This window comes from Streptomyces sp. NPDC033178 (assembly GCF_055577685.1).
On the sequence record NZ_JBVIPT010000006.1, the window covers coordinates 15,203 to 35,826 of the forward strand.

A 20,624-nucleotide genomic window follows, 5' to 3' on the forward strand; every position below is an offset into this window, starting at 1 on the left:
ACTTCATGGCCATCGACAAGCTGGATCACCTCACGGCCTCGCTTCCGTCGGCTCGGTCGGTCCGGCTGATCCGGTCGGTCCCGTTGCTTCGGCCGGTCCGGTCGGGGTCGCCGTCAGGGCGATCGCCGGGTGGTGGCAGGCCACCTCGTGGCGGCGGGGCGGGCCCGTCAGCCGGGGAGCCGTCGTACGGCACACGTCCGTCACCATCGGGCAGCGGTCGGCGAACCGGCAGCCCGCGGGGAAGTCGGCGGGCGACGGTACGACGCCCTTGATCTGCGTCATCCGCTCGGCCGCCGACTCAAGGGACAGGACGCTGCCCAGCAGCCCGCGGGTGTAGTGGTGGGAGGGGGATTCGACGAGGTCCGCCGTCACGCCCGACTCCACGATCTGGCCGCCGTACATCACGACCACCCGGTCGGTGACGTCCGCGATGAGGGCCAGGTCGTGCGAGACGAGGATCAGCGCGAAGTCGAGTTCGGCGCGCAGCCGCAGCAGCAGCTCTATGATCTGCGCCTGCACGGTGACGTCGAGGGCGGTCGTCGGTTCGTCGGCGACGATCAGCTTCGGGTCGCGGGAGAGCGCCATGGCGATGAGGACGCGCTGGCGCTGGCCGCCGGACAGTTCGTGCGGGTAGCTGCGCAGGGTGCGTTCCGGGTCCAGGCCGACCAGTTCGAGGAGTTCGGTGCCCGTGCGCGTGCCGCCCCTCCTCACAACTTGCTTGAGCTGGGCGCGGATTGTCATCGCCGGGTTCAGGGAGGAGAGGGCGTCCTGGTAGATCATCGCCATCTCGTGGCCCAGGAGCTTGCGGCGTACGCTCATCGGCTCGCCCACCAACTGCCGCTGGTTGAACCGCACATGGCCGCGCACCCGGGCGCCCTTCGGCTCCAGGCCCATCACGGCGAGCGCGGTCAGCGACTTGCCGCAGCCCGACTCGCCCACCAGGCCCAGGACTTCACCGGGCTGTACGTCGAAACTGATGCCGTCGACGATGTCCACACCCCCGTGGCGGGCATCGAATCCGATGGCCAGGTTCTCCACGCTCAGCACCGGTTGCCCCTCGGGAAGAGGCCGTGCCCGGGTGCGCAGCCGCTGGGCCGCCTCCATCAGTCCCGGCAGTTCGAGGACCTTGCCGCTGCCGGGCTCGGGCGCCTCAAGCCGGTCCTCCTCCTCGCGCGCCTCGACGTCCCGCGCGGCCGGCGCCGCCCACGCGTCCGAGACGCCCTCGGAGAGGATGTTCAGCGACAGCACGGTGACCAGCATCAGCAGCCCCGGGAAGACGGTCGCCCACCAGCCGCCGGTCAGCACCATGTTCTTGCCGTCCGCGATGACACTGCCCCAGGACGGGTCCGGCGGCCGCACACCCGCGCCGATGAAGGACAGCGACGCCTCGAAGACGATCGCCTCGGCGACCTGCACGGTGCAGAACACGAGGACCGGAGCGGCACAGTTGATGGCCACGTGCCGCCACACGATGTGCGGGGTACGCGCTCCTATCACCCGCTCGGCCGTCACATAGTCCTCGCCGTACTGGTCCATCACGTTGGCCCGTACGACCCGTGCCATCGGCGGCATGTAGAGGAAGGCGATCGCGCCGATGAGGATCGGGATGCTGCCGCCGAACACGGCGACGAAGACGGCCGCGAGCGCGATGCCCGGGAAGGCCATCACGATGTCGAGGCAGCGCATCAGCGTCTCGTCGACCGCCTTGCGCGAGGTCGCCGCGATCGCGCCGATCAGCGCGCCCACGACGAGCGCGAGTCCGGTGGCGCCGAGCCCGATCGCCAGGGACCAACGGGCCCCGTACATCAGCCTGCTGAGGATGTCGCGGCCCAGGCTGTCCTGCCCCATCCAGTGCTCGCCGGACGGCGCGCCCTCACCGTGGCCGTTGTCGACCAGGGGCACCTGGTCGAGCGGGTCGTGCGGGGCGATCAGCGGGGCGAGCAGGGCGGTGAGGACGACGACCCCGATGACCACCACCGCGATCCGCGAGATCAGGGGGAGGCGCTTGAAGCCCCTGAGGCGGATGCCGGGCAGGGAGAGCTTCTCCGCCAGCCGCTTCCGGTACATCAGCATCATGCTTCGGCACTCCTCAGGCGCGGGTTGACCAGCAGATAGAGGATGTCGATGACGAGGTTCACGACCACGAACCCGAAGGCGATCGTGAGCACACCGCCCTGCACGACGGCCGGATCACCGTTCTTCACGGCGTCGATCATGAGCTTTCCCATCCCCGGCAGATTGAAGATCGTCTCGATGACGACCGCACCGCCGAGCAGATAGCCGACCCGCAGACCCAGGACGGTCAGCGGGTTCATCAGGGCGTTGCGCAGCACGTTCCGCCCGACCACGACCACCGGCGGCAGCCCGCTGCCGATCGCCGTCCGTACGTAGTCCTTGTCCAGCTCCTCCACCACCGCCGTGCGCACGATCCGGGTGAGCTGGGCGGCGACCGGCAGCGAGAGCGCCAGCGCGGGCAGCGTCATCGTCTTCAGCCACCCGGTGAACGAGTCCGCGGGATTGACGTATCCGCTGGTCGGGAACCAGCCCAGGTCCACGGCCAGGTACTGGATCATCAGCAGCGCCAGCCAGAAACCGGGCGCCGCGACACCGGTCAGCGAGACGACCCGGATCAGCTGGTCCGGGAACCGGTCCCGGTAGATCGCCGCGGTGACCCCGCCGATCAGCGACAGCACCACCGCGATGCCGAGGCCCAGGAAGGTCAGCTGCATCGTGAGCGGCAGCGCGGTGGTGACCTGGTCGACGACCGGGGCCCGCGTCAGCGCGCTGACTCCCATGTCACCCCGGATCAGGTCCCCGACGAAGTCGAAGTACCGCACCGGGAACGGATCCAGCAGCCCGTTGCGCTCCCTGAAGTCGTGCAGTTGCTGCTCGGTCGGGTTCGCGCCCTGGAAGTACGCGGACGCCGGATCACTGTCCGAGAACCGCATCACGACGAACACGAACAGGATGATCCCGAGCATCAACGGCACGAGCAGGACGATCCGCCGCCCCACAATTCTGACGATCGCGATCACGGGTGAATTCTCTCCTCGCGTCCAAACCGGCCGACCCCTTCAGGGGTCCTTACACCCACTTCGCCTGGAGTACGTTTATCCCCGGGTACGGCTGGGGCCGAATACCCGAAAGGTCCTTCGCGTCCCACGCGGTGATCAACTCGTTGTGCACCACCGGATAAATCACGGCGTTCTCCGCGACGATGTCGATGTACTCCTGCGTCATCGTCTTCTTCTTCTCGACATCCGGCTCCTGCGTGGCCTGGTCCATCCGCTTGAACAGATCCTTCGCCACGGAGTTGTTCTCCCAGCGGGCATACCGCATCCAGGTGTTGCCGGGCCCGTAGTTGTAATGCATGATCAGATCCGCGTCGAGACCGAACTGGTTCGGATTGGACGCGGCGGCGACGACCTGGAAGTCCTTCTTCTGGTCGAGCTTCGTGAACAGCGCGGCGGTTTCCTGCGGTTCGAGGGTCGTCTTGACGCCGATGGCGTCCCAGGAGGCCTTGATGGTCGGCAGGCAGTCCACGATCCAGCTCACGTTGACCGCCATCAGACTGACCGTGAGCCCGCTGACCCCGGCCTCCTTCAGGAGCGCCTTGGCCTTGTCCGGGTCGTAGTCGTAGACGGTCTTCGCCTTCCGGTACGTCGGATTCCCCTCGTTGAGATACGACGACGCGGCCTTTCCGTGACCGCGCAGCGCGGCCTGGATCATCTTCTCCTTGTCGATGGCGTAGTGCAGCGCCTGCCGCACCCGTACGTCGTCGAAGGGTTTGTGGGCGGTGTTGAAGAGGAGGAAGATGTGGTTCATCCCCGCCCCGCCCTCGACCTTCAGGCCGCCCTTTTCGAGCTGGGAGATATTGGCGTACGGAATGTTGTCGGAGATCTGCGCGCCCGCGCTCGAACCCGAGATCTTCGCGACGCGCGGCGCGGCGTCCACGATCGTCAGCCAGTTCATCTTCTTGAACGCGGCCTTGCGGGGGCCGTTGTAGTCCGCGAACGCCTCGAAGGTGGTATTGGACTTCGGGTGGTGGGCGGCCTGCCGGTACGGGCCGGAGCCGACCGCCTTTCCCGTCGTGGCCTCGTCCAGCGCACCCGCCTTCGAGAACACGTGCTTCGGCATGATCTTGGCGAGGGTGAGCCGCTGGGCCCCGTCGGGGAAGGGGAACTTGAGAACGAGTTCCACCGACTTCTCGTCGACCTTCCTCACCTCCTTCAGCCAGGACGCGAAGAAGTTCTTGGCGAGCGTCGTCGTCTTCGGATCCAGTACGCGCTCATAGGTGAAGACCACGTCGTCGGCGGTGACGGGCTGTCCGTCGTGCCACTTCGCGCCCTCGCGCAGCGTGAACTTCCAGGTCGTCGCCTGGAGATCCGCCGGAACGGCCGTCGCGAGCGCCGCGTACGGCTCACGGCTGATCGGGTCGGTGTCCAGCAGCCCCTCGTAGATGTGGTGGTTGCCGGCCATCGCGAAGGCGGAGGCCGTCATCAGCGGGTCCCAGCTCTGGTCGTTGCCGTAGCCGATGACCGCGGTGAGCGTCCGGTCGGCGCCCTCGCCCCCGCCTCCCGTCTCGTTCGTGGACTCCGGTCCCGACGAGCAGGCGGAGAGCGTCGAACTGATCGCGGCGGCGGCGCCCAGCGCGCCGGAGTACTTCAGGAACGACCGGCGGTGCAGCGCCGGTGCGTGGGTCGCGTCGCGCACGGTTCCTCCAGCAAGGGGTGGGAGATACGACGTCCTACGTCATAGGTGCAGCGTGACCATAAGAGGGCGCGTGGGGGTGGTCAAGGGAGCGCGCACGAATGCCGTTTCTTCCAGAGGTGCAACCAATGTCGCCCTGGAACGCGCGGAGTTGACGGACGGTCAATCGCTGATTGACGGCCGATCCTGTCGGGAGGTGGGACGTGGGATGTCCGGCGCGCGTACGATGCGGCGCATGTCTGAGCGGCGCGTATCCGACGACTCCAGGAACGACAGCCCACGCAAGGACGGCCCCGGGAACGGCGGCCCTCGCATGGACGGCCCGAGCGATGCCGGCCCCAAGACCACCGGCACCAGGAACTCCGTCCCCCGGGCGCGCTCGGTCCGTGAGCCGCGGGTGAGCAGTCAGATCCAGCGCGAGGTCATGCAGCTGATCCTCGACCGCAGGCTCCGGGCCGGCGCGCCCCTGCCCACCGAGGCCGAACTGATGGAGTCCCTCGGCGTCAGCCGCAACTCGGTCCGTGAGGCCCTCAAGGCGCTCCAGGCCCTCGACATCGTGGAGATCAGGCACGGCTACGGCACCTATGTCGGCGAGGCGTCACTGACCCCGCTCGTCGACGGGCTCACCTTCCGCACGCTGGCCCAACAGGGCGACGACACGGGCGCGTTGGCCGAGATACTCCAGATCAGGGAGGTGCTGGAGGAGGGGCTCGTCCGGCGGGTCGCGGGCAGGCTCTCGGACGCGGAGCTGGCGCGGCTGGAGGCCGTGGTGGAACGGATGGAGGACGCGGGCCGGGCGGGCCGTCCGTTCCCCGAACTCGACCGGGAATTCCATGAGTTGTTGTACGCGTCACTCGGAAACGCCCTGGTGCCCCAGCTGTTGGGCGCCTTCTGGACCGTGTTCCGGCGGGTCGCAGGTGTGCGGGGCTGGACGGACGATCCGACGCCCGACGTGACCGTCCGCCGCCATCGTGACATCGTCGTCGCCTTGAGAGCGGGAGACGTGGAGGGGGCCCAGAAGGCGATGGCGGATCATTTCCGCGGTATCGAGGCCAGGGCCGCGCAGGAGTCGCGGGGGGTCGGATGAGCGGGGGATGGGACGAGGGGGCGGCCGGTGTCCTGCGGCTGCCGTCCGGGCGGCTGGTGCGGGGCCGGGGGCTGCGGCACGGGGTCGACCCCTCGGCGGTCCCGCCGACGTACGGCCTCTATCTCCTCGGCAAACGGCCGCCCGAAGTCCCTTGGGACACACGGTGGTTGAGGTGGCCGGACTTCTGGCTGCCCCGGGATCGGGTGGACGCTCGGAAGGTCCTCACGGAGACCTGGGGGCGGGCCGCGGACTCCGGCGAGCGTGTCGAGGTTGCCTGCGGGGGAGGCCGCGGCCGGACCGGCACGGCACTGGCCTGCCTCGCCGTCCTGGACGGCGTGCCGCCCGAGGAGGCCGTGGAGTTCGTACGACGGAACTACGACCGCCACGCCGTGGAGACGCCGTGGCAGCGGACGTACGTACGTCGGTTCGAGGAGGGAGCGGGGCCCGGTTCATGACGGGAACGGGCCGCTCTGCTTGAGGGGTGGGACGGCTCAGGGCCACTTCCGGCGGTGGACACTCATCCCTTGGTAGGGGCGCCGTAGACCATCGGCCGACAGCCGGAAGTGCCCCGGCTCAACAGACTGGCGGCATGGAGAACACGGGGAACGGCAAGGCCGGGAACGTGGGGAACGGCAAGGGCAAGAGCGCAGGGATCAGCAGGGCGCGGTTCATGGCGGCAGCGGCGGTCATGGGGGTCGGAGCGGCGGCGGTGCTGCCGGCCGCCGGGACGTCGGCCTCGACGCCCCCGTCCCGGTCACCCTCTCCGGCGCCGCGAGCAGCGGGCGGCGGCAGCTCGCGCGGGCTCACGCACCGAGGCGTCGTCTACACCGTCGGGGCGGGGGAGACCCCGGGGACGGCGTGGAGCGAGCGGAGGATGCGCGGCGACGTCCGGGCGATCGCGGACGACCTGCACGCCGACACCGTCGAGGTCACCGGGGACGGGGTCGAGCGGCTGAACGCCACGGCGAGCGAGGTCGCCGAGCGCGGGCTGCACGTCTGGCTGCAGCCGACGCTGGGGGACGTGCCGGAGCGGGAGATCCTGGAACACCTGGCGGAGACGGGCCGGCACGGGGAACGGCTGCGGAAGCAGGGCGCCCGGGTCACCCTCGCCGTGGGCTGCGAGTTCTGGCTGTTCGTGCCGGGGATCGTGCCGGGGGCCGACGTCTTCGAGCGGATCGACAACCTGGAGAAGGGCAACTTCGATCTGGCGAAGCTGCAGAAGCGGCTGGCCGCGTTCACCGCGAAGGCGGCGGCGGTGGGGCGTTCCGTGTTCCGCGGCAGGCTCAGTTACGCCGCCATGCAGGACCCGACCTTCGAGAACGTCGACTGGAACCTCTTCGACATCGTGGGGATCGACTACTACTCGTACTTCCCGCAACGAGCCAGCTACGTACGTGAGTTGAGGAAGTTCCTGCGCTGGGGCAAGCCGCTCGCCATCACCGAGTTCGGTACCTGTACGTTCGTCGGCGCCCCGGAACAGGGCGGGATGGGCTGGAACATCGTCGACTACGGCAAGACACCCCCGGAGATCAAGGGGAACGTGGTCCGCAGTGAACGCGTACAGGCCGCGTACCTCACCGATCTCCTCGACGTCTTCGAGTCGATGAACCTGCACGCGGCGATGACGTTCGAGTTCATCACGGCCGATGCTCCGCACCGCCCCGACAAGCCGCTCTACGACCTCGACATGGCCTCGTACGCCATCGTCAAGCCCATCAAGGACCGCCCCGACGACCCGAGTTCGGACTGGCACTGGGAGCCGAAGGAGGCCTTCCACGCGGTGGCCCGGCACTACGGCCGGGCGGGCTGCTGAGCGGTCCGTGGCCGGCCGGGTTCACGGGCGGGGGGTTCACGGGCGGGTGGCGCGGAAGCGGACGGCACCGGAGTCGGGGTGCCGGTCCACCGACACGTCCGCGAAGCCCGCCTTCGCGAGACGGTCCGGAAGGCCGGCCGGATCCACCGTGTTCATCGTGTCCCGGAAGTGCAGCACCCGGAACCGGAGGCTCGGCTGGCTGTCGCACCCGGCGAAGACACCGCCGGGGCGCAGCACGCGGTGTGCCTCCGCGAAGATCCGGTCCTGCTGGGCGGCCGTCGGCACATGGTGGAGCATCACGAAGCAGACGACGGAGGAGAAGCTCTCGTCCGGCAGCGGCATCGCGGCTCCGTCGGCGTGCAGGATCGTGGCCCGGTCGCCCCACTTCCCTTCCAGCAGGGCGGCGGTGCCCTCGTCGATCTCGACGGCGGTGACACGGGGGACCTGTTCGATCAGGACGCGCAGATTCGCGCCGTAGCCCGGACCGATCTCCAGTACGTCGTCACCGAGGGGCACGTCCTTCAGGGTCCAGGGGAGGATGTGGTCCCTGGTCGTCAGGGCCCACTTCTCGGAGCTGCACAGTCGGCGGTGTGCTCGGTTCATCGGCATGAGACGACGGTACGAGCGGGGCGGCGGTGTCCGACACGGGCTACGCTGCCGTCTCATGTCGCCAGACGGACAGCCGGACGGGCAGCCGTTCGGGCGGTCGGGTGGACAGTCGTTCGGGCAGCCGGCCGCCACCGCGATCTTCATCGGGCACTTCGCGATGCCGAGGGGCAGCGCGTTCGGCCGGCACTGGCACACGTTCCACCAACTGGCCTGGGCCGCAAAGGGGTTGCTGCGGGTGACCAGCGAGCGCGGCGCCTGGCTGCTGCCGCCGTCGCTGGCGCTGTGGATCCCCGCCGGGCTGGCCCATACGACCGAGGCGGAGGGCGACGCCGTCATGCGGAGTCCGTACGTGAACCCGGCGGCGTGTCCGGAGATCACGTGGACCGAGCCCACGGTGGTGGGCGTGGACCCGCTGCTCAGGGCACTCGTCGACCACCTCGTGCGCAGGGACCTCGCCCCGGACGCCCGTTCGCGGGCCGAGGCCGTACTCCTCGACGTACTGCGTCCCGTACCGGTGACGAGCGTGTCCGTGACCGAGCCCCGGGATCCCCGGACACGGGCGGTGGCCCGGGCACTCGCCCAACACCCCGCCGACGGGCGCGCGTTGGAGGCCTGGGGCAGGGAGGTCGGCGCGAGCGCCCGTACGCTGGCCCGGCTCTTCGTCGCCGAGACGGGCCTCGCCTTCGGCCAGTGGCGCGAACGCCTGCGCATGCAGATCGCGATGCCGCTCCTCGCCGAGGGCCTGACGACGGAGACGGTGGCCCGGCGCGTGGGATACGCCTCCGCCAGTTCGTTCGTGGCGGCGTTCCGACGGATCGTGGGGGTCACGCCCCGGCGGTACTTTCCGGTCTGCGACTGAAGGCCCGCGTACTACGAGCTACCGGAACCGGTCTCCGTCGTCCGCTGTCCCCGGCGGTGGGCCGCGACGCGTTCACGTGTGGCGCAGCGGCGAGAGCAGTAACGGCGGGCGGGGCCCTGGCCCGAGGTGATGTAGACGTTCCGGCAGGCGGGGGAGGCGCAGAGGCCGCCTGGCGGGCGCTGGTGGTCCCAGAGGAGGACGGTCAGCGCCAGACAGGACGACGTCAGGAACCACTCGTCCCAGGGGGCGTCGTCGTGGCTGTCGAGGTGGGGGTGCCACGGAGTGCTGCCGCCGTGCGAGGTGAGTCGCAGCGGTCCGGTCTGTTCCGCCAGCAGGCGGTTGAGGGCCGCCGCGGCGGCGTCGACGTCCTCGGCGGCGAAGACCTCACGGAGGAGGAGAGCGGCCGCACGCATCCGTACGACATCGTCCGCGGCGAGTTCGACGGGCTCCGACTCGCCGTACTCCCGCAGCACTTCGGCGACCGCATCGGCTGCTGCTTTGGGCTGTGGCTGCCGGTCGCCTGTACCGGACAGGACGTTGATCAGGGCCGCGGTGCGCCGGGCGTTGGCCAGGACGGAGTGCCGGGTCGACCAGTCGTCGGAGAGGGTTGCCATGGGCCGAATGTAACGCATATTGCGCATGTTTGAGTTACGTACGTAACGTCGTTCCGATGAAGAGGCGTTACGCGATGGGGTCATTCCTTGCCGGGGCGGCAGCGGCGCGGGCGGGGGACGAGATGTCCGGTCCCGCGCTGTTGCTGGCGGGCTACGAGGTCGGAGGGTCGGCCACGGAGGCGTCGGCGCTGCTCGCGGGCGTCACGGTCTCGGCGGCGGTCGGCGGCCCGCTGCTCGGAGTGCTCCTCGACAGGTCACCGAGGCCGGGCCGCCTGCTGGCCCGGGCCCTCGCCCTCTACGGGACGGGCCTGGTGGCTATCCTTCTGAGCCTCGGCCGTCTTCCCTTCGAACTCACGGTCCTGATCGCGGTGTTCACGGGGCTCCTCGGGCCGGCCCTCTCCGGCGGCTGGACCGCCCAACTCCCCGGGGTCGTACCCCGCGAGCGGCTGCCGCGTGCGAACGCGCTCGACGCGATGACGTTCAGCCTGGCGGGTCTGGTCGGCCCGGCGCTTGCGGGAGCGCTCGCGCATCTCCTCGGGGCACCGGCTGCTGTGGTGGCTTCGGTGGCGCTGATCGCCTTGGCTCTGCCTGCGGCGTGGACGCTGCCGGGGGGTCGCGGCCGGGGCCGGGATCGGCACGGCGACCGGGACCGCGAGCTGGACCGCGACCGGGGCCGCGACCGGGGCCGCGACCGGGGCCGCGACCGGGGCCGCGTCCGGGGCCGCGTCCGGGGCCGGGATCGGCACCGCGACCCGGGCTGGGATCGGGGCAAGGTCCCGCAGTCCGAATCCGAATCCGAATCCGAATCCGAATCCGAATCCGAATCCGAATCCGAATCCGAATCCGAATCCGAATCCGAATCCGAGTCCCCGTCTGCCTCCGCCTCCGCCTCCGCCTCCGCCTCCGCGTCCCCGTCCTTGTCCGTGACCGGCGACCTCGTCGCCGGTATCCGCTGTATCACCCGCTCCCGACCGCTGGCCCGGGCCACCCTCGCCTCGGTCGTCTCCTGCACGGGCCTGGGCATGCTGATCACCTGCACCCCGCTGCTCGGTGAGAGGGCCTTCGGGTCGGCCGCCGACGGCACGCTGTTCCTGTCCTGCACGGCGGTCGCGGCCCTCGCCGCCAACGCCGTACTGGCACGCCGTCCCCGTGCCATCGCGCCGGACACGATCATCTGGGGCAGCACGCTGCTCCTGGCGGTCGCGCTCGTGGTGTCCGCGACGGGCCACCCGATGCTGGTCATCGCGGCGGCCCTGACGGCGGGCGCGGGTGAAGGCCCGCAACTCGCCGCGTTGTTGGCGATCCGGCACCGGGAGTCACCGGAACGCCTGCGCAGCCAGGTCTTCACGACAGGCGCCAGCCTCAAGATCACCGGCTTCGCGCTCGGCGCGGCGGTCGCGGGCCCGCTCGCCACGCACTCACTGCCGACCGCGCTCCTGACAGCCGCGGGGGTTCAACTCGTCGCGGTCCTGAGCTTCCACGCGTTCGCTTTCGGCCGGGGAAGCAGAGCCTTTCCCTCGTGATCGTGAGCTCCGACCTGCGTTGTGTCAGCAGGCTTGTATGAGCATGACAGCGACGGCGAGGGTCCGGGAACATGGGTTCGTACCAGTCGGAAATCCGAAAAGGGGGAAACACATGCGGACCTTGACGAGAACGTTAGTCGGCGCCACCGCGGTCGCCGGGATCCTCGCCGGCAGCCTTGCGGGGGCGAGCAGCGGTTTCGCGGCTACCGAGGTGGCCACGAAGCCGACCACGGAGGCGGCTGCGAGCGCCGAGGCCGTCAGCCCGCTCGCGGTGGACAACCACGGTCTGTCCACGGGGGAGGCCAGGAACGTCCAGTGCTGGCTGATGGACAACTGGGGCTATCCCGGCCCGCTCAACGGCCAGTTGGGCACCGAGAGCTGGAAGGCGATACAGCGCTTCCTCCAGGCGGACTGGGGGTACCCCGGCCCGATCAACGGAATCCCCGGCGGCAGCACCGACCGGGCCTTGCTGCTGTTCCTGGAGGCGGACTACGGCTACCCCGGCCCGTACGACGGAGTGTGGGGCCCCAGCGCCACGGTCGCCTTCAAGAGGTTCGCTGCCTGGTGCGCCGCGTCGTGCTGAGCTAGTCGCACCCAAACAGGTGCGGGCAGTAGGGGCGATCCCGGTGACGGTGAACCCCGACTGCCCGCACTTCGTCGTGTCGGTCGGCCGACTGGTCGGCCGGCCGCCCGCCCGGTTCAGAAGGCGTGTGCCATCAGCTCCGCGAACAGCGCGTGCTCGTCGACGTCGAGGCCCCGTGAGCGGAACCAGCCGCAGATGTTGGCGCAGTCGCGCTGGAGGAAGGTCATCCCGTTGAGGTTGCCGACCAGGTCGACGATCTGGGGCAGGTCGATGACGACCAGCCGCTCGCCCGCGGCCAGGATGTTGTACGCCGAGAGGTCGCCGTGCACGAGGCCGTTCTGCACCATCGTCGCCAGCGCATCGGTGAGCTGCTCGAAGTACGACGCCAGCAGTTCGGGTGAGGGCCGGGTCTGGGCGAGCCGGGGCGCGGTCTGGACGGCCCCGTCCTCGTCGACGACGGTGATCCACTCCATCAGGATCTCCGTGCCGTCGATCTGGACCGGGTAGGGCACGGGCAGTCCGAGGTTCCAGAGGCGCACCAGCGCACCCCACTCGGACACCGCCCACTCGCCGGCCGCGACCTGCCGGCCGAAGGTGCTCTTCCGCTTGATGGCCCGCTCGTCACGTGAGCGCTTCATCGAGCGGCCCTCGGTGTAGGACGCGGAGCGGTGGAAGGTCCGGTGCTCGGGAGAGCGGTACCGCTTGGCCGCCATGACCACGCCGCCGCCGGCGGGGTCTCGCGGGTCGGCGCGCTCGACGAGGTGGACGTCGGCTTCCTTGCCGGTCTTGAGGACGCCGAGCTCGGTGTCGATCGCGCCCTGCGAGGTCACCACCCAGTCAGGGAGCGGCTCGGGGCCTCGGCAGAGAGGTTCCACGCTGAGCCAGGTCGACCAGCGCTGGCCGTCCCCGAGGTCGTCGTAGGAACGGAACTCGAAGACGAACCGGTCGTCGACGTCGCCCAGGTCGTCGGGCGGCGGGATGCGCCGGTAGGGGTCGGTGACGAAGCCGTCGGGAAATGCCGGGTCGTCAGGAAGTGCCGGGTGCTGAGGGTGCTGCGAGAGATCGTCGTGAGACATCGCTGGAGGTGCTCCATGAGGCGAGAGAGAGGCGGTCTGCGGACAGGCCGACGACAGTCGTGGTCACAGTCGTGCCTCCTCTCGTGGAGCACCGGGCAGCTCCCGGTGTCCCGCCCATGGTGAGGTTCGGACGCGCGAAGCGGCAACCGAATAAAACCGGCCCGCGCCGAGCGGCCCCAGCGGTAACGGAGTCCTGCTAGGTCAGGAGCTCGACGAGCGCCTCGCCGCGTGGGGTGAGGCTCATTCTGACGGACTGGCCTCGGCGTTCGCGGACGAGGAGGCCGGCGTCCTCCAGTTGGTGGCAGTGGTAAGTGACGGTTGCGGGAGCGCAGTTGAGGTGGGCGGCCGTTTCGCTCACGGTCGGGCCGTGGGCCAGGTAGCGGAGGATCCTCGCCCGGACCCGGCCGGCGACGTGGCTCAGCGCGTCGCGGGACTCCGCCGGGGGCTCCTGCCCGTTCCAGGCGAGCGCCAGGCCTCGGGCCGGGTAGCCGAGCGAGACGCTGTCCTGGGTGTCGAGGCTGAAGATGGAGGCGTTGGTGCCGGACAGCAGGGGGACCAGGAGGAAGCGCCGGTCGCCGAGGACATGGTCGCCGATCCGGCCGCCGTTGTAGACGAGATCGTCGCCGTCCAGCCTCCACAGCGCATTGAGCTGGGACAGGACGACCTCGATCTGCCCCGTCACCGCGGCGATCCCCACGCGCTCGGCCTCCCGTTCGTAGACGGCCCGCGTCCGCCGCAGCGCCGGCGCGCACGTCGTCCGGACGGCGTCCAGCGCGTCCGCGAAGGCCGCCGCGAGTCGACGGGGGTCGCGCAGCGCCGGCTCCCACCGGGCCGGTATCCGCCCGCCGAACGTGAAGTCGATCCCCTCCAGCACGGTGTCGGCCGACAGGTCACGCATCCGCGCCAGCGCTTCGCGGATCTCCTGGTCCGAGCCGGCCGTGTCCATCGACAGCCAGTCCGGGATGGGCGACACCCCGGGGACGAACAGCGGGGGCAGCAACTGGGCTGCGTCCCGTGGCAGTCCGGCGCGGACGGTTCGCCGTACGTGCGGGAGTACACCCTGCGGGCGGCCGCCCAGGGCATCGACCAGCAGGGAGACGATCGTGGTCCCCGGCCGGTACGCGACCTCGACCCTCAGCTGATCGACCCGACCCAGCCGAACCCTCGACTCCACCACAGCTCCCTTCCCGGGCCACGTGGTCCCACCGTCATGTCACCACGCTCGGTGCTGTTGGCGCGCCTGTGCTTTTAGACGAGATTCGAAAGCGTTGTCCCGCACTCGTCCACCCCGCACTCTGGGTGGTGACAGCGCCGGGCGGTCCGAGTCCGGCACCGGCGCGGCCCCGCGCGGGGGAGGGGGCCGCGACGCCGCCACCGACACGTGCCCGGCGCTGTCCAGCCCCGCCAGGTTCTGGCGGGGCGAAGCGCTGTTCGCTCCCGATCGAACTGGCTCGGACGGGTGAACTCCCGGAGTTCCGCTTGCAGCTCCTTCTCCAGCAAGTTCAGTAAATGCTAATCAGGCGATCTGGATCCTCGCCTGTCACGGACCCGCCGAGGGCAGGCCATTGGCCGACCGGATCAAGGGTTCGGCCTTGCACAGTCTCAATGGCTGGGGGCAAGTCCGGTAACTGGAACGCCTGGTACGACGAAGCGGTCCCGTTGGCCGAGGCCCGGTATGCGGAATACGTGGCTGACCGAAAGAAGGAGTCGGAGAAGTGAGCGGAGACGTCAGGTGGTCGGCCAGCGGACATCGTGAGCGGGCGGAGGAGCTGTCGGGCGGTCGGGACGCGTTCTTGGAAGGCGCTCAGCGGATGCTCGCCGAGGCCCGGGCCTGGCGACTGGTCGACATGCGGCAGGAGCGCGGGTTCACCCAGGCTCAGGTGGCCGAGCGTATGGGCGTGAGCAAGGGGCGGATCTCGCAGATCGAGAGTGGCTAGGTGTCCGGGACGGACGTCATGGCTCGGTACGTCGAGGCGTTGGGGGCAGCCTGGTCCTGGTTGCGGTCTTTGACGACGGGGAGCTGCGCAAGGTCGGCTGACGTGTCCTGAGCTACCCCGGCGACCCGTCTCCCACAGGAACTCCGTACAGGAACGCGGACGTACCGCCCGCTCTTCGGGCGGTACGCGTCACACCGCGACGGTTCCGATGAAGTGCCTCCAGGCCGTGGCGCCGACCAGCAGAACGGGCCCGTCCACGACCTTGCTGTCTCGCACGGGCACGACACCGGGGACTCCGTCGGCGACTTCGAGGCAGTCCTCCCCGCCGTCACCGCCGCTGTAGGTGCTCTTGCGCCAGTGGGCGGCGCCTATGAAGTCGTAGGCGACTTCCACGCAGTTGCCGCCCTCGCCGTTGCTGTAGGTGCTCTTGCGCCAGCAGGCGTTGCTCAGGTCGTACTCGCGCATCGTCTGTAGTCCTCAGCCGCCGATTCGACCAGGGCCAGGGACGCCTTCGGCGACAGAGCGGCGGCCCTGAGCAGATCGTATGCGCGCTGTACTCGCTTCACCACCGCCGGGTCGTCCAGCAAGTCTCCCGAAAACGACGTCTCTGTATAGGCGGTTGGCGGCGCGTCCTCGAACTCCATGAGCCTCAAGTCCCCGGCCATGGAGGCGCACGCTCCCTCAGCGCGCGGCAGCACCAGCACCGGAACCTTCCGCTCGCCTGCCAGCGTGGTGATGTGCGCCAGCTGTTCAGCCATGACAGCGGGACCACCCACCGGTACCTGCAGCGCGTTCTCATGCAGGATCACCCAATACTCGGGCCTTGTAGCGTCCTTGAGGATGAGGGCCCGCTCCAACCGAGCAGCGACCTTTTCCTCCACGTACTCGTCCGTGACGAACGGGTTGGCGGCAACGGTGACCGCTCGTGCGTACGCGGCCGTCTGCAGCAAGCCCGGGATCACCATGGGCGCGAACTCGCAGATCCTCGTGGCCAGCCGCTCCAACTCCACAACCGTCGCGAAATACTCCGCATACCGCCGGTCATCGATGAGCTTTCGCCACGTGCGCTCGAAAAAGCCATCGGTTTGTAGGACCTCGTCGATCCGCTTCGCCACATCCAACTGTGGTTTCCGAATGGCCTGTTCGAATTGCCCGATGTAGCCGCCCGACACAAAAACGCGATGACCCAAGTCCACTTGGGTTAACCCGGCATCCTCGCGACGCCTCTTCAGCTCCGTGCCGAAGAACTCCCAAGCAGCCTGCCGCGAACCGTTGGCCATGGCCAAGCCCCCTCGTACTGCCGTGTACTGCACCGACGTTGCTGAGCGTAGAGGTCTTCCAAAGTCTAAGCGGCAGGCGTCACCGTGGAGATGAAAAGCGTGAAACCCAATTGGAAAGGGGAACACCGTGAAGGCTGACGGGATCGGCCACGGCGCACAGCACTCGGCGGCGTGTGTCGAACAAGCGGAGGAAACGGTGAAGGAATTGCGCGCGGCACTGGCAACGGCAGGAATTAAGTTGCCGACACTGGGGATCGACCCGGCAAGTTTGGCGCGGGAGGCCCCTTGTCCGCTCGTCGAATTGGGGCGGTGTTCCGTCGAGACGGCGGCGCGACTCGCGGCGGTGCTGGGATGAAGCCGAAGGTCGGGACGTACGTCGTCGACACGAGGACGGGAAGGGTGGGCGTGGTGATGGGGCACGAGGGACCCTACGTACAGCTGAGGCCGTACGGCGGCGGCAAGGAGTGGGACTGCGCACCGGACACCGTCCGGGGAGCCACCGCGGCGGAACGTCTCAGCGCGGCGACCGCGTACGCCAACGCACGCAGCCGCGGCGAGGTCCCCTGAAACGCCCGGAGGAGCCTGTCATAGGGTGCTGCGCCATGGCGCTATGGATATGGAAACGTCGCAGGCGGAAGGCCGTGCGCAAGTACCCCGTCCCGCTCACCATGCACCAGCTGTGGATGGTGTCGCTCAGCGCGCCGGTGAACCGTGACCGGGATGCCTCGCGGACGACCCTGTACCCGTTCACCCGCATCGACGACGACAAGGCCGGGCGCTGGCTGGCCGACCAGTGGGAGATCACCTCACGCGCGGAACTGGTCGGCCGGCTCGACGGCCTCGCCCGGACCGGCTACCGCGCAGGCGCCCGGCTGCGGCTCGGCGTCGAGCCCCTGGCGTGGGACGCGGGTCTGTACGTCGACATCACCCGCCGGGGCTTCGCGTGCGGGATGCTCGGCGAGGCCGACGCGTGGACCGCGCTGAAGAACATCGTGCCGGCGGTGGTGAGGTCGTACGCCTCCTGGAACGAGTACGCCGAGCACTATCTGCTCGGCAGGATGGTCTGGCGGGACAATCTGCGGGGCACCCCGGACGCAGCCGCCCCGCAGGCCGTCTCGGACGCCCATCTGAAGTCCCTGCTGGACCCCGCGAACCGGGCCAGCCCGTGGAACATGGCGCCCTGGCACGCGATCAGCCACCCCGACCACACCCGCTGACTCCGTACGCGAGAATGGGCCCATGAGCCTGTTCCGCGACGACGGCGTTGTCCTGCGCACCCAGAAGCTGGGTGAGGCGGACCGCATCATCACGTTGCTCACTCGCGGTCACGGGCGTGTGCGGGCCGTCGCGCGGGGTGTCCGGCGGACCAAGTCGAAGTTCGGGGCGCGGCTCGAACCCTTCTCCCATGTCGACGTGCAGTTCTTCGCACGCGGGAGCGAGCTGATCGGCCGCGGGCTGCCGCTGTGCACGCAGAGCGAGACGATCGCTCCGTACGGTGGCGGGATCGTCGCCGACTACGCGCGGTACACCGCCGGGACGGCCATGCTGGAGACCGCCGAGCGGTTCACCGACCACGAGGGCGAGCCGGCCGTGCAGCAGTATCTGCTGCTGGTGGGCGGGCTGCGGACGCTCGCGCAGGGCGAGCACGAGCCGCACCTCATCCTCGACGCCTTCCTGCTGCGCTCCCTCGCCGTGAACGGCTACGCGCCGAGCTTCGGCGACTGCGCGAAGTGCGGCATGCCGGGACCGAATCGGTTCTTCTCGGTCGCCGCGGGAGGTTCCGTCTGCGTCGACTGCCGGGTGCCCGGCAGCGTCGTACCCTCGGCGGGGGCCCTCGAACTGCTCGCCGCGCTGCTGACGGGGGACTGGGCGACCGCGGACGCGTGCGAGTCGCGGTACGTCCGGGAGGGCAGCGGTCTGGTGTCGGCCTATCTGCACTGGCACCTGGAGCGCGGACTGCGCTCACTGCGTTACGTAGAGAAATAGGCAAGCAGAGAAGTACCCATAGGCACGTCACGCAAGACACGTCACGCGAGACACGTCACGTAAGAGGAGACGAGAAGCACATGGTGGTACGCGGGATCCTGGGGCGCCAGCGCCGCGAGTACAAGACGCCGGAGCCGCACCCGTCCGGCGCCCGCTCGCCCAAGCTGCCCGGCGAGCTGATCCCGAACCACGTGGCGTGCGTGATGGACGGGAACGGCCGCTGGGCCAAGGAGCGCGGGCTGCCGCGCACCGAGGGGCACCGGGTCGGCGAGGGCGTCGTCATGGACGTCCTCAAGGGCTGTCTGGAGCTGGGCGTCAAGAACCTCTCGCTGTACGCGTTCTCGACGGAGAACTGGAAGCGGTCGCCCGAGGAGGTCCGCTTCCTGATGAACTTCAACAAGGACGTCATCCGGCGCCGCCGTGACGAGATGGACGAGCTCGGCATCCGGATCCGCTGGGTCGGCCGCATGCCCAAGCTGTGGAAGTCGGTCGTCCAGGAGCTCCAGGTCGCCCAGGAGCAGACGCAGAAGAACGACGCGATGACGTTGTACTTCTGCGTCAACTACGGCGGTCGCGCCGAACTCGCCGACGCGGCGAAGGCGCTGGCCGCGGATGTCGCCGCCGGGAAGCTCGATCCGGCCAAGGTCACCGAGAAGACCATCCAGAAGTACCTCTACTACCCGGACATGCCGGACGTCGACCTGTTCCTGCGCCCCAGCGGCGAGCAGCGCACCTCCAACTACCTGATCTGGCAGTCCAGTTACGCCGAGATGGTCTTCCAGGACGTCCTGTGGCCCGACTTCGACCGCCGCGACCTGTGGCGTGCGTGCGTGGAGTACGCCTCCCGCGACCGCCGCTTCGGCGGAGCGGTCCCGAACGAGGACCTGCTGGCGATGGAAGAGGGCATGCGGGGCCGCCCCGAAGGGGCCTGAGCGGCCTGAGCGATCCATTGAAGCTGCGGCCCGGTGTGGGCTGATCGCGCAGTTCCCCGCGCCCCCAAAAGATTGCGCAGTTCCCCGCGCCCCTGAAGTCCGCGCCGTCCCTGCCGGGCTAAAAGATTGCGCAGTTCCCCGCGCCCCTTTAAGGGGCGCGGGGAACTGCGCGAACAACCCCCACCGGCCCGCACCCGGAAACGAACCCCCGCCGTACTACCCCTTGGCGCGCGCAGCGCACTCCGCGCAGGTGCCGAAGATCTCCACCGTGTGGGCCACGCTCACATAGCCGTGCTCCGCCGCGATGGCCTCCGCCCACTTCTCCACGGCCGGCCCCTCCACCTCGACGGCCTTGCCACAGACGCGGCACACGAGGTGGTGATGGTGGTCGCCGCTCTCACAGCGGCGGTACACGGACTCACCGTCCGATGTGCGCAGGACATCGACCTCGCCGGCGTCGGCAAGGGACTGCAGCGTGCGGTACACCGTGGTCAGCCCGACGGAGTCGCCCTTGTGCTTGAGCATGTCGTGCAGGTCCTGGGCGCTGCGGAACTCGTCCACCTCGTCGAGCGCCGCCGCCACGGCGGCACGCTGCCGGGTGGAACGGCCCCGAACGGGCGGTCCAGCGGTCGTCACCGTTGCCTCCAAACGTCTGCGGCTTGCCGGGCCATTGTGCCAGCCCGGACGGGGCGCAGTCAGACGCCGACCTTTCCGGTGGGGGTGCGCGTGGCCGGAATCGCGCACTCCGCCGGATCGCCGGCCTCCTGGGCCGCGGCCTGCGCGGCGGCCCGTGCCCTGCGCCGGGCCAGTGGTGTGGCCAACGCCGTGAGCAGGATGAACACGCCGATGGTCAGCAGGACGATCGTCGCGCCGGGCGGTACGTCCTGGTAGTACGAGGTCACCGTGCCGCCGATGGTCACGCTCACCCCGATCGCCACCGCGATCGCGAACGTGGCGGCGAAACTGCGGCTGAGCTGCTGCGCGGCGGCCACCGGCACCACCATCAGCGCGGAGACCAGCAGCAGGCCGACGACCCGCATGGCGACCGTGACGGTGACCGCCGCGGTGACCGCCGTGAGCAGGTTCAGGGCGCGCACCGGCAGCCCGGTGACCCGCGCGAACTCCTCGTCCTGGCTCACCGCGAACAGCTGCCGGCGCAGCCCGACCGTGACGAGGACGACGAAGGCCGCGAGCAGACAGATCGCCGTCACGTCCTCCTCGGAGACCGTGGAGAGCGAGCCGAAGAGATACGAGGTCAGGTTGGCGTTGGAGCCGCCGGGCGCGAGGTTGATGAACATCACGCCGCCCGCCATGCCCCCGTAGAAGAGCATCGCCAGCGCGATGTCGCCGCGCGTCTTGCCGTACCAGCGGATCAGTTCCATCAGGATCGCGCCGACCACGGAGACGGCCGTGGCCATCCACACCGGGGACCAGGAGAGCAGGAAGCCGAGGCCGACGCCGGTCATCGCGACATGGCCGATGCCGTCGCCGAGCAGGGCCTGGCGGCGCTGCACGAGGTAGATGCCGACGGCGGGCGCGGTGATGCCGACGAGGACGGCGGCGAGCAGGGCCCGCTGCATGAAGGCGTAGTCGAGGATTTCGAGGTTCATGGCGA

The 20,624-nt window shown here is 69.5% G+C and carries 23 protein-coding genes; 12 read left to right on the forward strand and 11 right to left on the reverse strand.

Annotation, left to right across the window (positions count from 1 at the left end):
- Positions 1-30: 30 nt before the first annotated feature.
- From ACZ5VQ_RS16040 to ACZ5VQ_RS16050, 3 genes are read right to left on the reverse strand one after another with little or no spacing between them, the layout of a single operon-like run.
- The gene (locus ACZ5VQ_RS16040) at positions 31-2,073 is read right to left on the reverse strand and encodes a dipeptide/oligopeptide/nickel ABC transporter permease/ATP-binding protein (RefSeq protein ID WP_469105799.1); all 2,043 of its coding nucleotides are present in this window, start codon (positions 2,071-2,073) and stop codon (positions 31-33) included.
- On the reverse strand, positions 2,073-3,035 hold the full coding sequence (locus tag ACZ5VQ_RS16045) for an ABC transporter permease (protein WP_383944683.1): 963 nt from the start codon (positions 3,033-3,035) through the stop codon (positions 2,073-2,075). Before ACZ5VQ_RS16045 ends, ACZ5VQ_RS16040 begins: the two co-directional genes overlap by 1 nt.
- A 49-nt stretch (positions 3,036-3,084) precedes the next feature.
- On the reverse strand, positions 3,085-4,713 hold the full coding sequence (locus tag ACZ5VQ_RS16050) for an ABC transporter substrate-binding protein (protein ID WP_469105395.1): 1,629 nt from the start codon (positions 4,711-4,713) through the stop codon (positions 3,085-3,087).
- A 394-nt stretch (positions 4,714-5,107) separates the two neighbouring features.
- On the opposite strand from ACZ5VQ_RS16050, the gene ACZ5VQ_RS16055 reads away from it, so the two are divergent.
- The 3 genes from ACZ5VQ_RS16055 to ACZ5VQ_RS16065 all read left to right on the forward strand — a co-directional run bounded on the left by ACZ5VQ_RS16055 (position 5,108) and on the right by ACZ5VQ_RS16065 (position 7,610).
- Entirely contained in the window at positions 5,108-5,797 is a 690-nt protein-coding gene (locus tag ACZ5VQ_RS16055; protein ID WP_469105800.1) for a FadR/GntR family transcriptional regulator, read from the forward strand.
- The gene (locus tag ACZ5VQ_RS16060; RefSeq protein ID WP_469105396.1) at positions 5,794-6,252 is read left to right on the forward strand and encodes a protein-tyrosine phosphatase family protein; all 459 of its coding nucleotides are present in this window, start codon (positions 5,794-5,796) and stop codon (positions 6,250-6,252) included. Before ACZ5VQ_RS16055 ends, ACZ5VQ_RS16060 begins: the two co-directional genes overlap by 4 nt.
- 134 nt (positions 6,253-6,386) lie before the next feature.
- Complete coding sequence (locus ACZ5VQ_RS16065) at positions 6,387-7,610, forward strand: abortive phage infection protein (protein WP_469105397.1); 1,224 nt, start codon at positions 6,387-6,389, stop codon at positions 7,608-7,610.
- Positions 7,611-7,646: 36 nt separating this feature from the next.
- Here the strand turns inward: ACZ5VQ_RS16065 and ACZ5VQ_RS16070 are convergent, their stop codons facing one another.
- Positions 7,647-8,219, reverse strand: coding sequence for a class I SAM-dependent methyltransferase (locus tag ACZ5VQ_RS16070; protein ID WP_469105398.1), 573 nt, complete (start codon positions 8,217-8,219; stop codon positions 7,647-7,649).
- Between the two features lie 55 nt (positions 8,220-8,274).
- Here ACZ5VQ_RS16070 and ACZ5VQ_RS16075 point away from each other — a divergent pair, with 55 nt between their 5' ends.
- Positions 8,275-9,078: an AraC family transcriptional regulator gene (locus tag ACZ5VQ_RS16075; protein WP_469105399.1), complete on the forward strand. Its 804-nt coding sequence runs from the start codon at positions 8,275-8,277 to the stop codon at positions 9,076-9,078.
- Between the two features lie 11 nt (positions 9,079-9,089).
- Here ACZ5VQ_RS16075 and ACZ5VQ_RS16080 read toward each other — a convergent pair whose 3' ends face one another.
- Positions 9,090-9,692 carry a CGNR zinc finger domain-containing protein gene (locus ACZ5VQ_RS16080; RefSeq protein ID WP_469105400.1) on the reverse strand — a complete coding sequence of 201 codons (603 nt, stop codon included), beginning with the start codon at positions 9,690-9,692 and terminating at the stop codon, positions 9,090-9,092.
- A gap of 56 nt (positions 9,693-9,748) precedes the next feature.
- Between ACZ5VQ_RS16080 and ACZ5VQ_RS16085 the strand changes: the two genes are divergently transcribed.
- Both ACZ5VQ_RS16085 and ACZ5VQ_RS16090 read left to right on the forward strand, forming a co-directional pair.
- Complete coding sequence (locus tag ACZ5VQ_RS16085) at positions 9,749-11,215, forward strand: MFS transporter (protein ID WP_469105401.1); 1,467 nt, start codon at positions 9,749-9,751, stop codon at positions 11,213-11,215.
- Between the two features lie 112 nt (positions 11,216-11,327).
- A complete protein-coding gene (locus ACZ5VQ_RS16090) occupies positions 11,328-11,798 on the forward strand; it encodes a peptidoglycan-binding protein (protein WP_469105402.1) in 471 nt (156 codons plus the stop codon).
- A gap of 116 nt (positions 11,799-11,914) precedes the next feature.
- Here the strand turns inward: ACZ5VQ_RS16090 and ACZ5VQ_RS16095 are convergent, their stop codons facing one another.
- A complete protein-coding gene (locus ACZ5VQ_RS16095; RefSeq protein WP_469105403.1) occupies positions 11,915-12,874 on the reverse strand; it encodes a serine protein kinase RIO in 960 nt (319 codons plus the stop codon).
- A gap of 196 nt (positions 12,875-13,070) precedes the next feature.
- Positions 13,071-14,048 (reverse strand): ArsR/SmtB family transcription factor, encoded by a 978-nt coding sequence (locus tag ACZ5VQ_RS16100; protein ID WP_469105404.1) that lies wholly within the window; start codon positions 14,046-14,048, stop codon positions 13,071-13,073.
- Positions 14,049-14,589: 541 nt separating this feature from the next.
- Between ACZ5VQ_RS16100 and ACZ5VQ_RS16105 the strand changes: the two genes are divergently transcribed.
- Positions 14,590-14,811, forward strand: a complete 222-nt coding sequence (locus tag ACZ5VQ_RS16105) for a helix-turn-helix domain-containing protein (RefSeq protein ID WP_469105405.1) — start codon at positions 14,590-14,592, stop codon at positions 14,809-14,811.
- A gap of 189 nt (positions 14,812-15,000) precedes the next feature.
- Here the strand turns inward: ACZ5VQ_RS16105 and ACZ5VQ_RS16110 are convergent, their stop codons facing one another.
- Positions 15,001-15,276, reverse strand: a complete 276-nt coding sequence (locus ACZ5VQ_RS16110; protein WP_469105406.1) for a DUF397 domain-containing protein — start codon at positions 15,274-15,276, stop codon at positions 15,001-15,003.
- On the reverse strand, positions 15,258-16,091 hold the full coding sequence (locus tag ACZ5VQ_RS16115) for a helix-turn-helix domain-containing protein (RefSeq protein ID WP_469105407.1): 834 nt from the start codon (positions 16,089-16,091) through the stop codon (positions 15,258-15,260). Before ACZ5VQ_RS16115 ends, ACZ5VQ_RS16110 begins: the two co-directional genes overlap by 19 nt.
- A gap of 127 nt (positions 16,092-16,218) precedes the next feature.
- Here ACZ5VQ_RS16115 and ACZ5VQ_RS16120 point away from each other — a divergent pair, with 127 nt between their 5' ends.
- The 5 genes from ACZ5VQ_RS16120 (at position 16,219) to ACZ5VQ_RS16140 (ending at position 19,009) form a co-directional block, all read left to right on the forward strand.
- Positions 16,219-16,446: a hypothetical protein gene (locus ACZ5VQ_RS16120; protein WP_189838536.1), complete on the forward strand. Its 228-nt coding sequence runs from the start codon at positions 16,219-16,221 to the stop codon at positions 16,444-16,446.
- Complete coding sequence (locus tag ACZ5VQ_RS16125; RefSeq protein WP_055613418.1) at positions 16,443-16,658, forward strand: hypothetical protein; 216 nt, start codon at positions 16,443-16,445, stop codon at positions 16,656-16,658. The genes ACZ5VQ_RS16120 and ACZ5VQ_RS16125 overlap by 4 nt, the downstream gene beginning before the upstream one ends.
- Positions 16,659-16,693: 35 nt before the next feature.
- Complete coding sequence (locus ACZ5VQ_RS16130; protein WP_469105408.1) at positions 16,694-17,308, forward strand: DUF1266 domain-containing protein; 615 nt, start codon at positions 16,694-16,696, stop codon at positions 17,306-17,308.
- 22 nt (positions 17,309-17,330) lie between these two features.
- A complete protein-coding gene (recO, locus tag ACZ5VQ_RS16135; protein WP_055613416.1) occupies positions 17,331-18,077 on the forward strand; it encodes a DNA repair protein RecO in 747 nt (248 codons plus the stop codon).
- 80 nt (positions 18,078-18,157) lie between these two features.
- Entirely contained in the window at positions 18,158-19,009 is an 852-nt protein-coding gene (locus ACZ5VQ_RS16140) for an isoprenyl transferase (protein WP_398889508.1), read from the forward strand.
- 216 nt (positions 19,010-19,225) lie between these two features.
- Here the strand turns inward: ACZ5VQ_RS16140 and ACZ5VQ_RS16145 are convergent, their stop codons facing one another.
- Positions 19,226-19,645: a Fur family transcriptional regulator gene (locus ACZ5VQ_RS16145; protein ID WP_055613414.1), complete on the reverse strand. Its 420-nt coding sequence runs from the start codon at positions 19,643-19,645 to the stop codon at positions 19,226-19,228.
- A gap of 59 nt (positions 19,646-19,704) precedes the next feature.
- A complete protein-coding gene (locus ACZ5VQ_RS16150) occupies positions 19,705-20,619 on the reverse strand; it encodes a metal ABC transporter permease (RefSeq protein ID WP_190227970.1) in 915 nt (304 codons plus the stop codon).
- Positions 20,620-20,624 lie beyond the last annotated feature (5 nt).

Bases quoted from the DNA above. Each gene is read 5' to 3' on its own strand.
- ACZ5VQ_RS16125 (WP_055613418.1), top strand. From the start codon at position 16,443: ATGAAGCCGAAGGTCGGGACGTACGTCGTCGACACGAGGACGGGAAGG.
- ACZ5VQ_RS16060 (WP_469105396.1), top strand. From the start codon at position 5,794: ATGAGCGGGGGATGGGACGAGGGGGCGGCCGGTGTCCTGCGGCTGCCG.
- ACZ5VQ_RS16085 (WP_469105401.1), top strand. From the start codon at position 9,749: ATGAAGAGGCGTTACGCGATGGGGTCATTCCTTGCCGGGGCGGCAGCG.
- ACZ5VQ_RS16130 (WP_469105408.1), top strand. From the start codon at position 16,694: ATGGCGCTATGGATATGGAAACGTCGCAGGCGGAAGGCCGTGCGCAAG.
- recO (WP_055613416.1), top strand. From the start codon at position 17,331: ATGAGCCTGTTCCGCGACGACGGCGTTGTCCTGCGCACCCAGAAGCTG.
- ACZ5VQ_RS16040 (WP_469105799.1), bottom strand. From the start codon at position 2,073: ATGCTGATGTACCGGAAGCGGCTGGCGGAGAAGCTCTCCCTGCCCGGC.
- ACZ5VQ_RS16150 (WP_190227970.1), bottom strand. From the start codon at position 20,619: ATGAACCTCGAAATCCTCGACTACGCCTTCATGCAGCGGGCCCTGCTC.
- ACZ5VQ_RS16080 (WP_469105400.1), bottom strand. From the start codon at position 9,692: ATGGCAACCCTCTCCGACGACTGGTCGACCCGGCACTCCGTCCTGGCC.
- ACZ5VQ_RS16115 (WP_469105407.1), bottom strand. From the start codon at position 16,091: ATGGCCAACGGTTCGCGGCAGGCTGCTTGGGAGTTCTTCGGCACGGAG.
- ACZ5VQ_RS16140 (WP_398889508.1), top strand. From the start codon at position 18,158: ATGGTGGTACGCGGGATCCTGGGGCGCCAGCGCCGCGAGTACAAGACG.
- ACZ5VQ_RS16075 (WP_469105399.1), top strand. From the start codon at position 8,275: ATGTCGCCAGACGGACAGCCGGACGGGCAGCCGTTCGGGCGGTCGGGT.
- ACZ5VQ_RS16110 (WP_469105406.1), bottom strand. From the start codon at position 15,276: ATGCGCGAGTACGACCTGAGCAACGCCTGCTGGCGCAAGAGCACCTAC.
- ACZ5VQ_RS16090 (WP_469105402.1), top strand. From the start codon at position 11,328: ATGCGGACCTTGACGAGAACGTTAGTCGGCGCCACCGCGGTCGCCGGG.
- ACZ5VQ_RS16095 (WP_469105403.1), bottom strand. From the start codon at position 12,874: ATGTCTCACGACGATCTCTCGCAGCACCCTCAGCACCCGGCACTTCCT.
- ACZ5VQ_RS16070 (WP_469105398.1), bottom strand. From the start codon at position 8,219: ATGCCGATGAACCGAGCACACCGCCGACTGTGCAGCTCCGAGAAGTGG.
- ACZ5VQ_RS16065 (WP_469105397.1), top strand. From the start codon at position 6,387: ATGGAGAACACGGGGAACGGCAAGGCCGGGAACGTGGGGAACGGCAAG.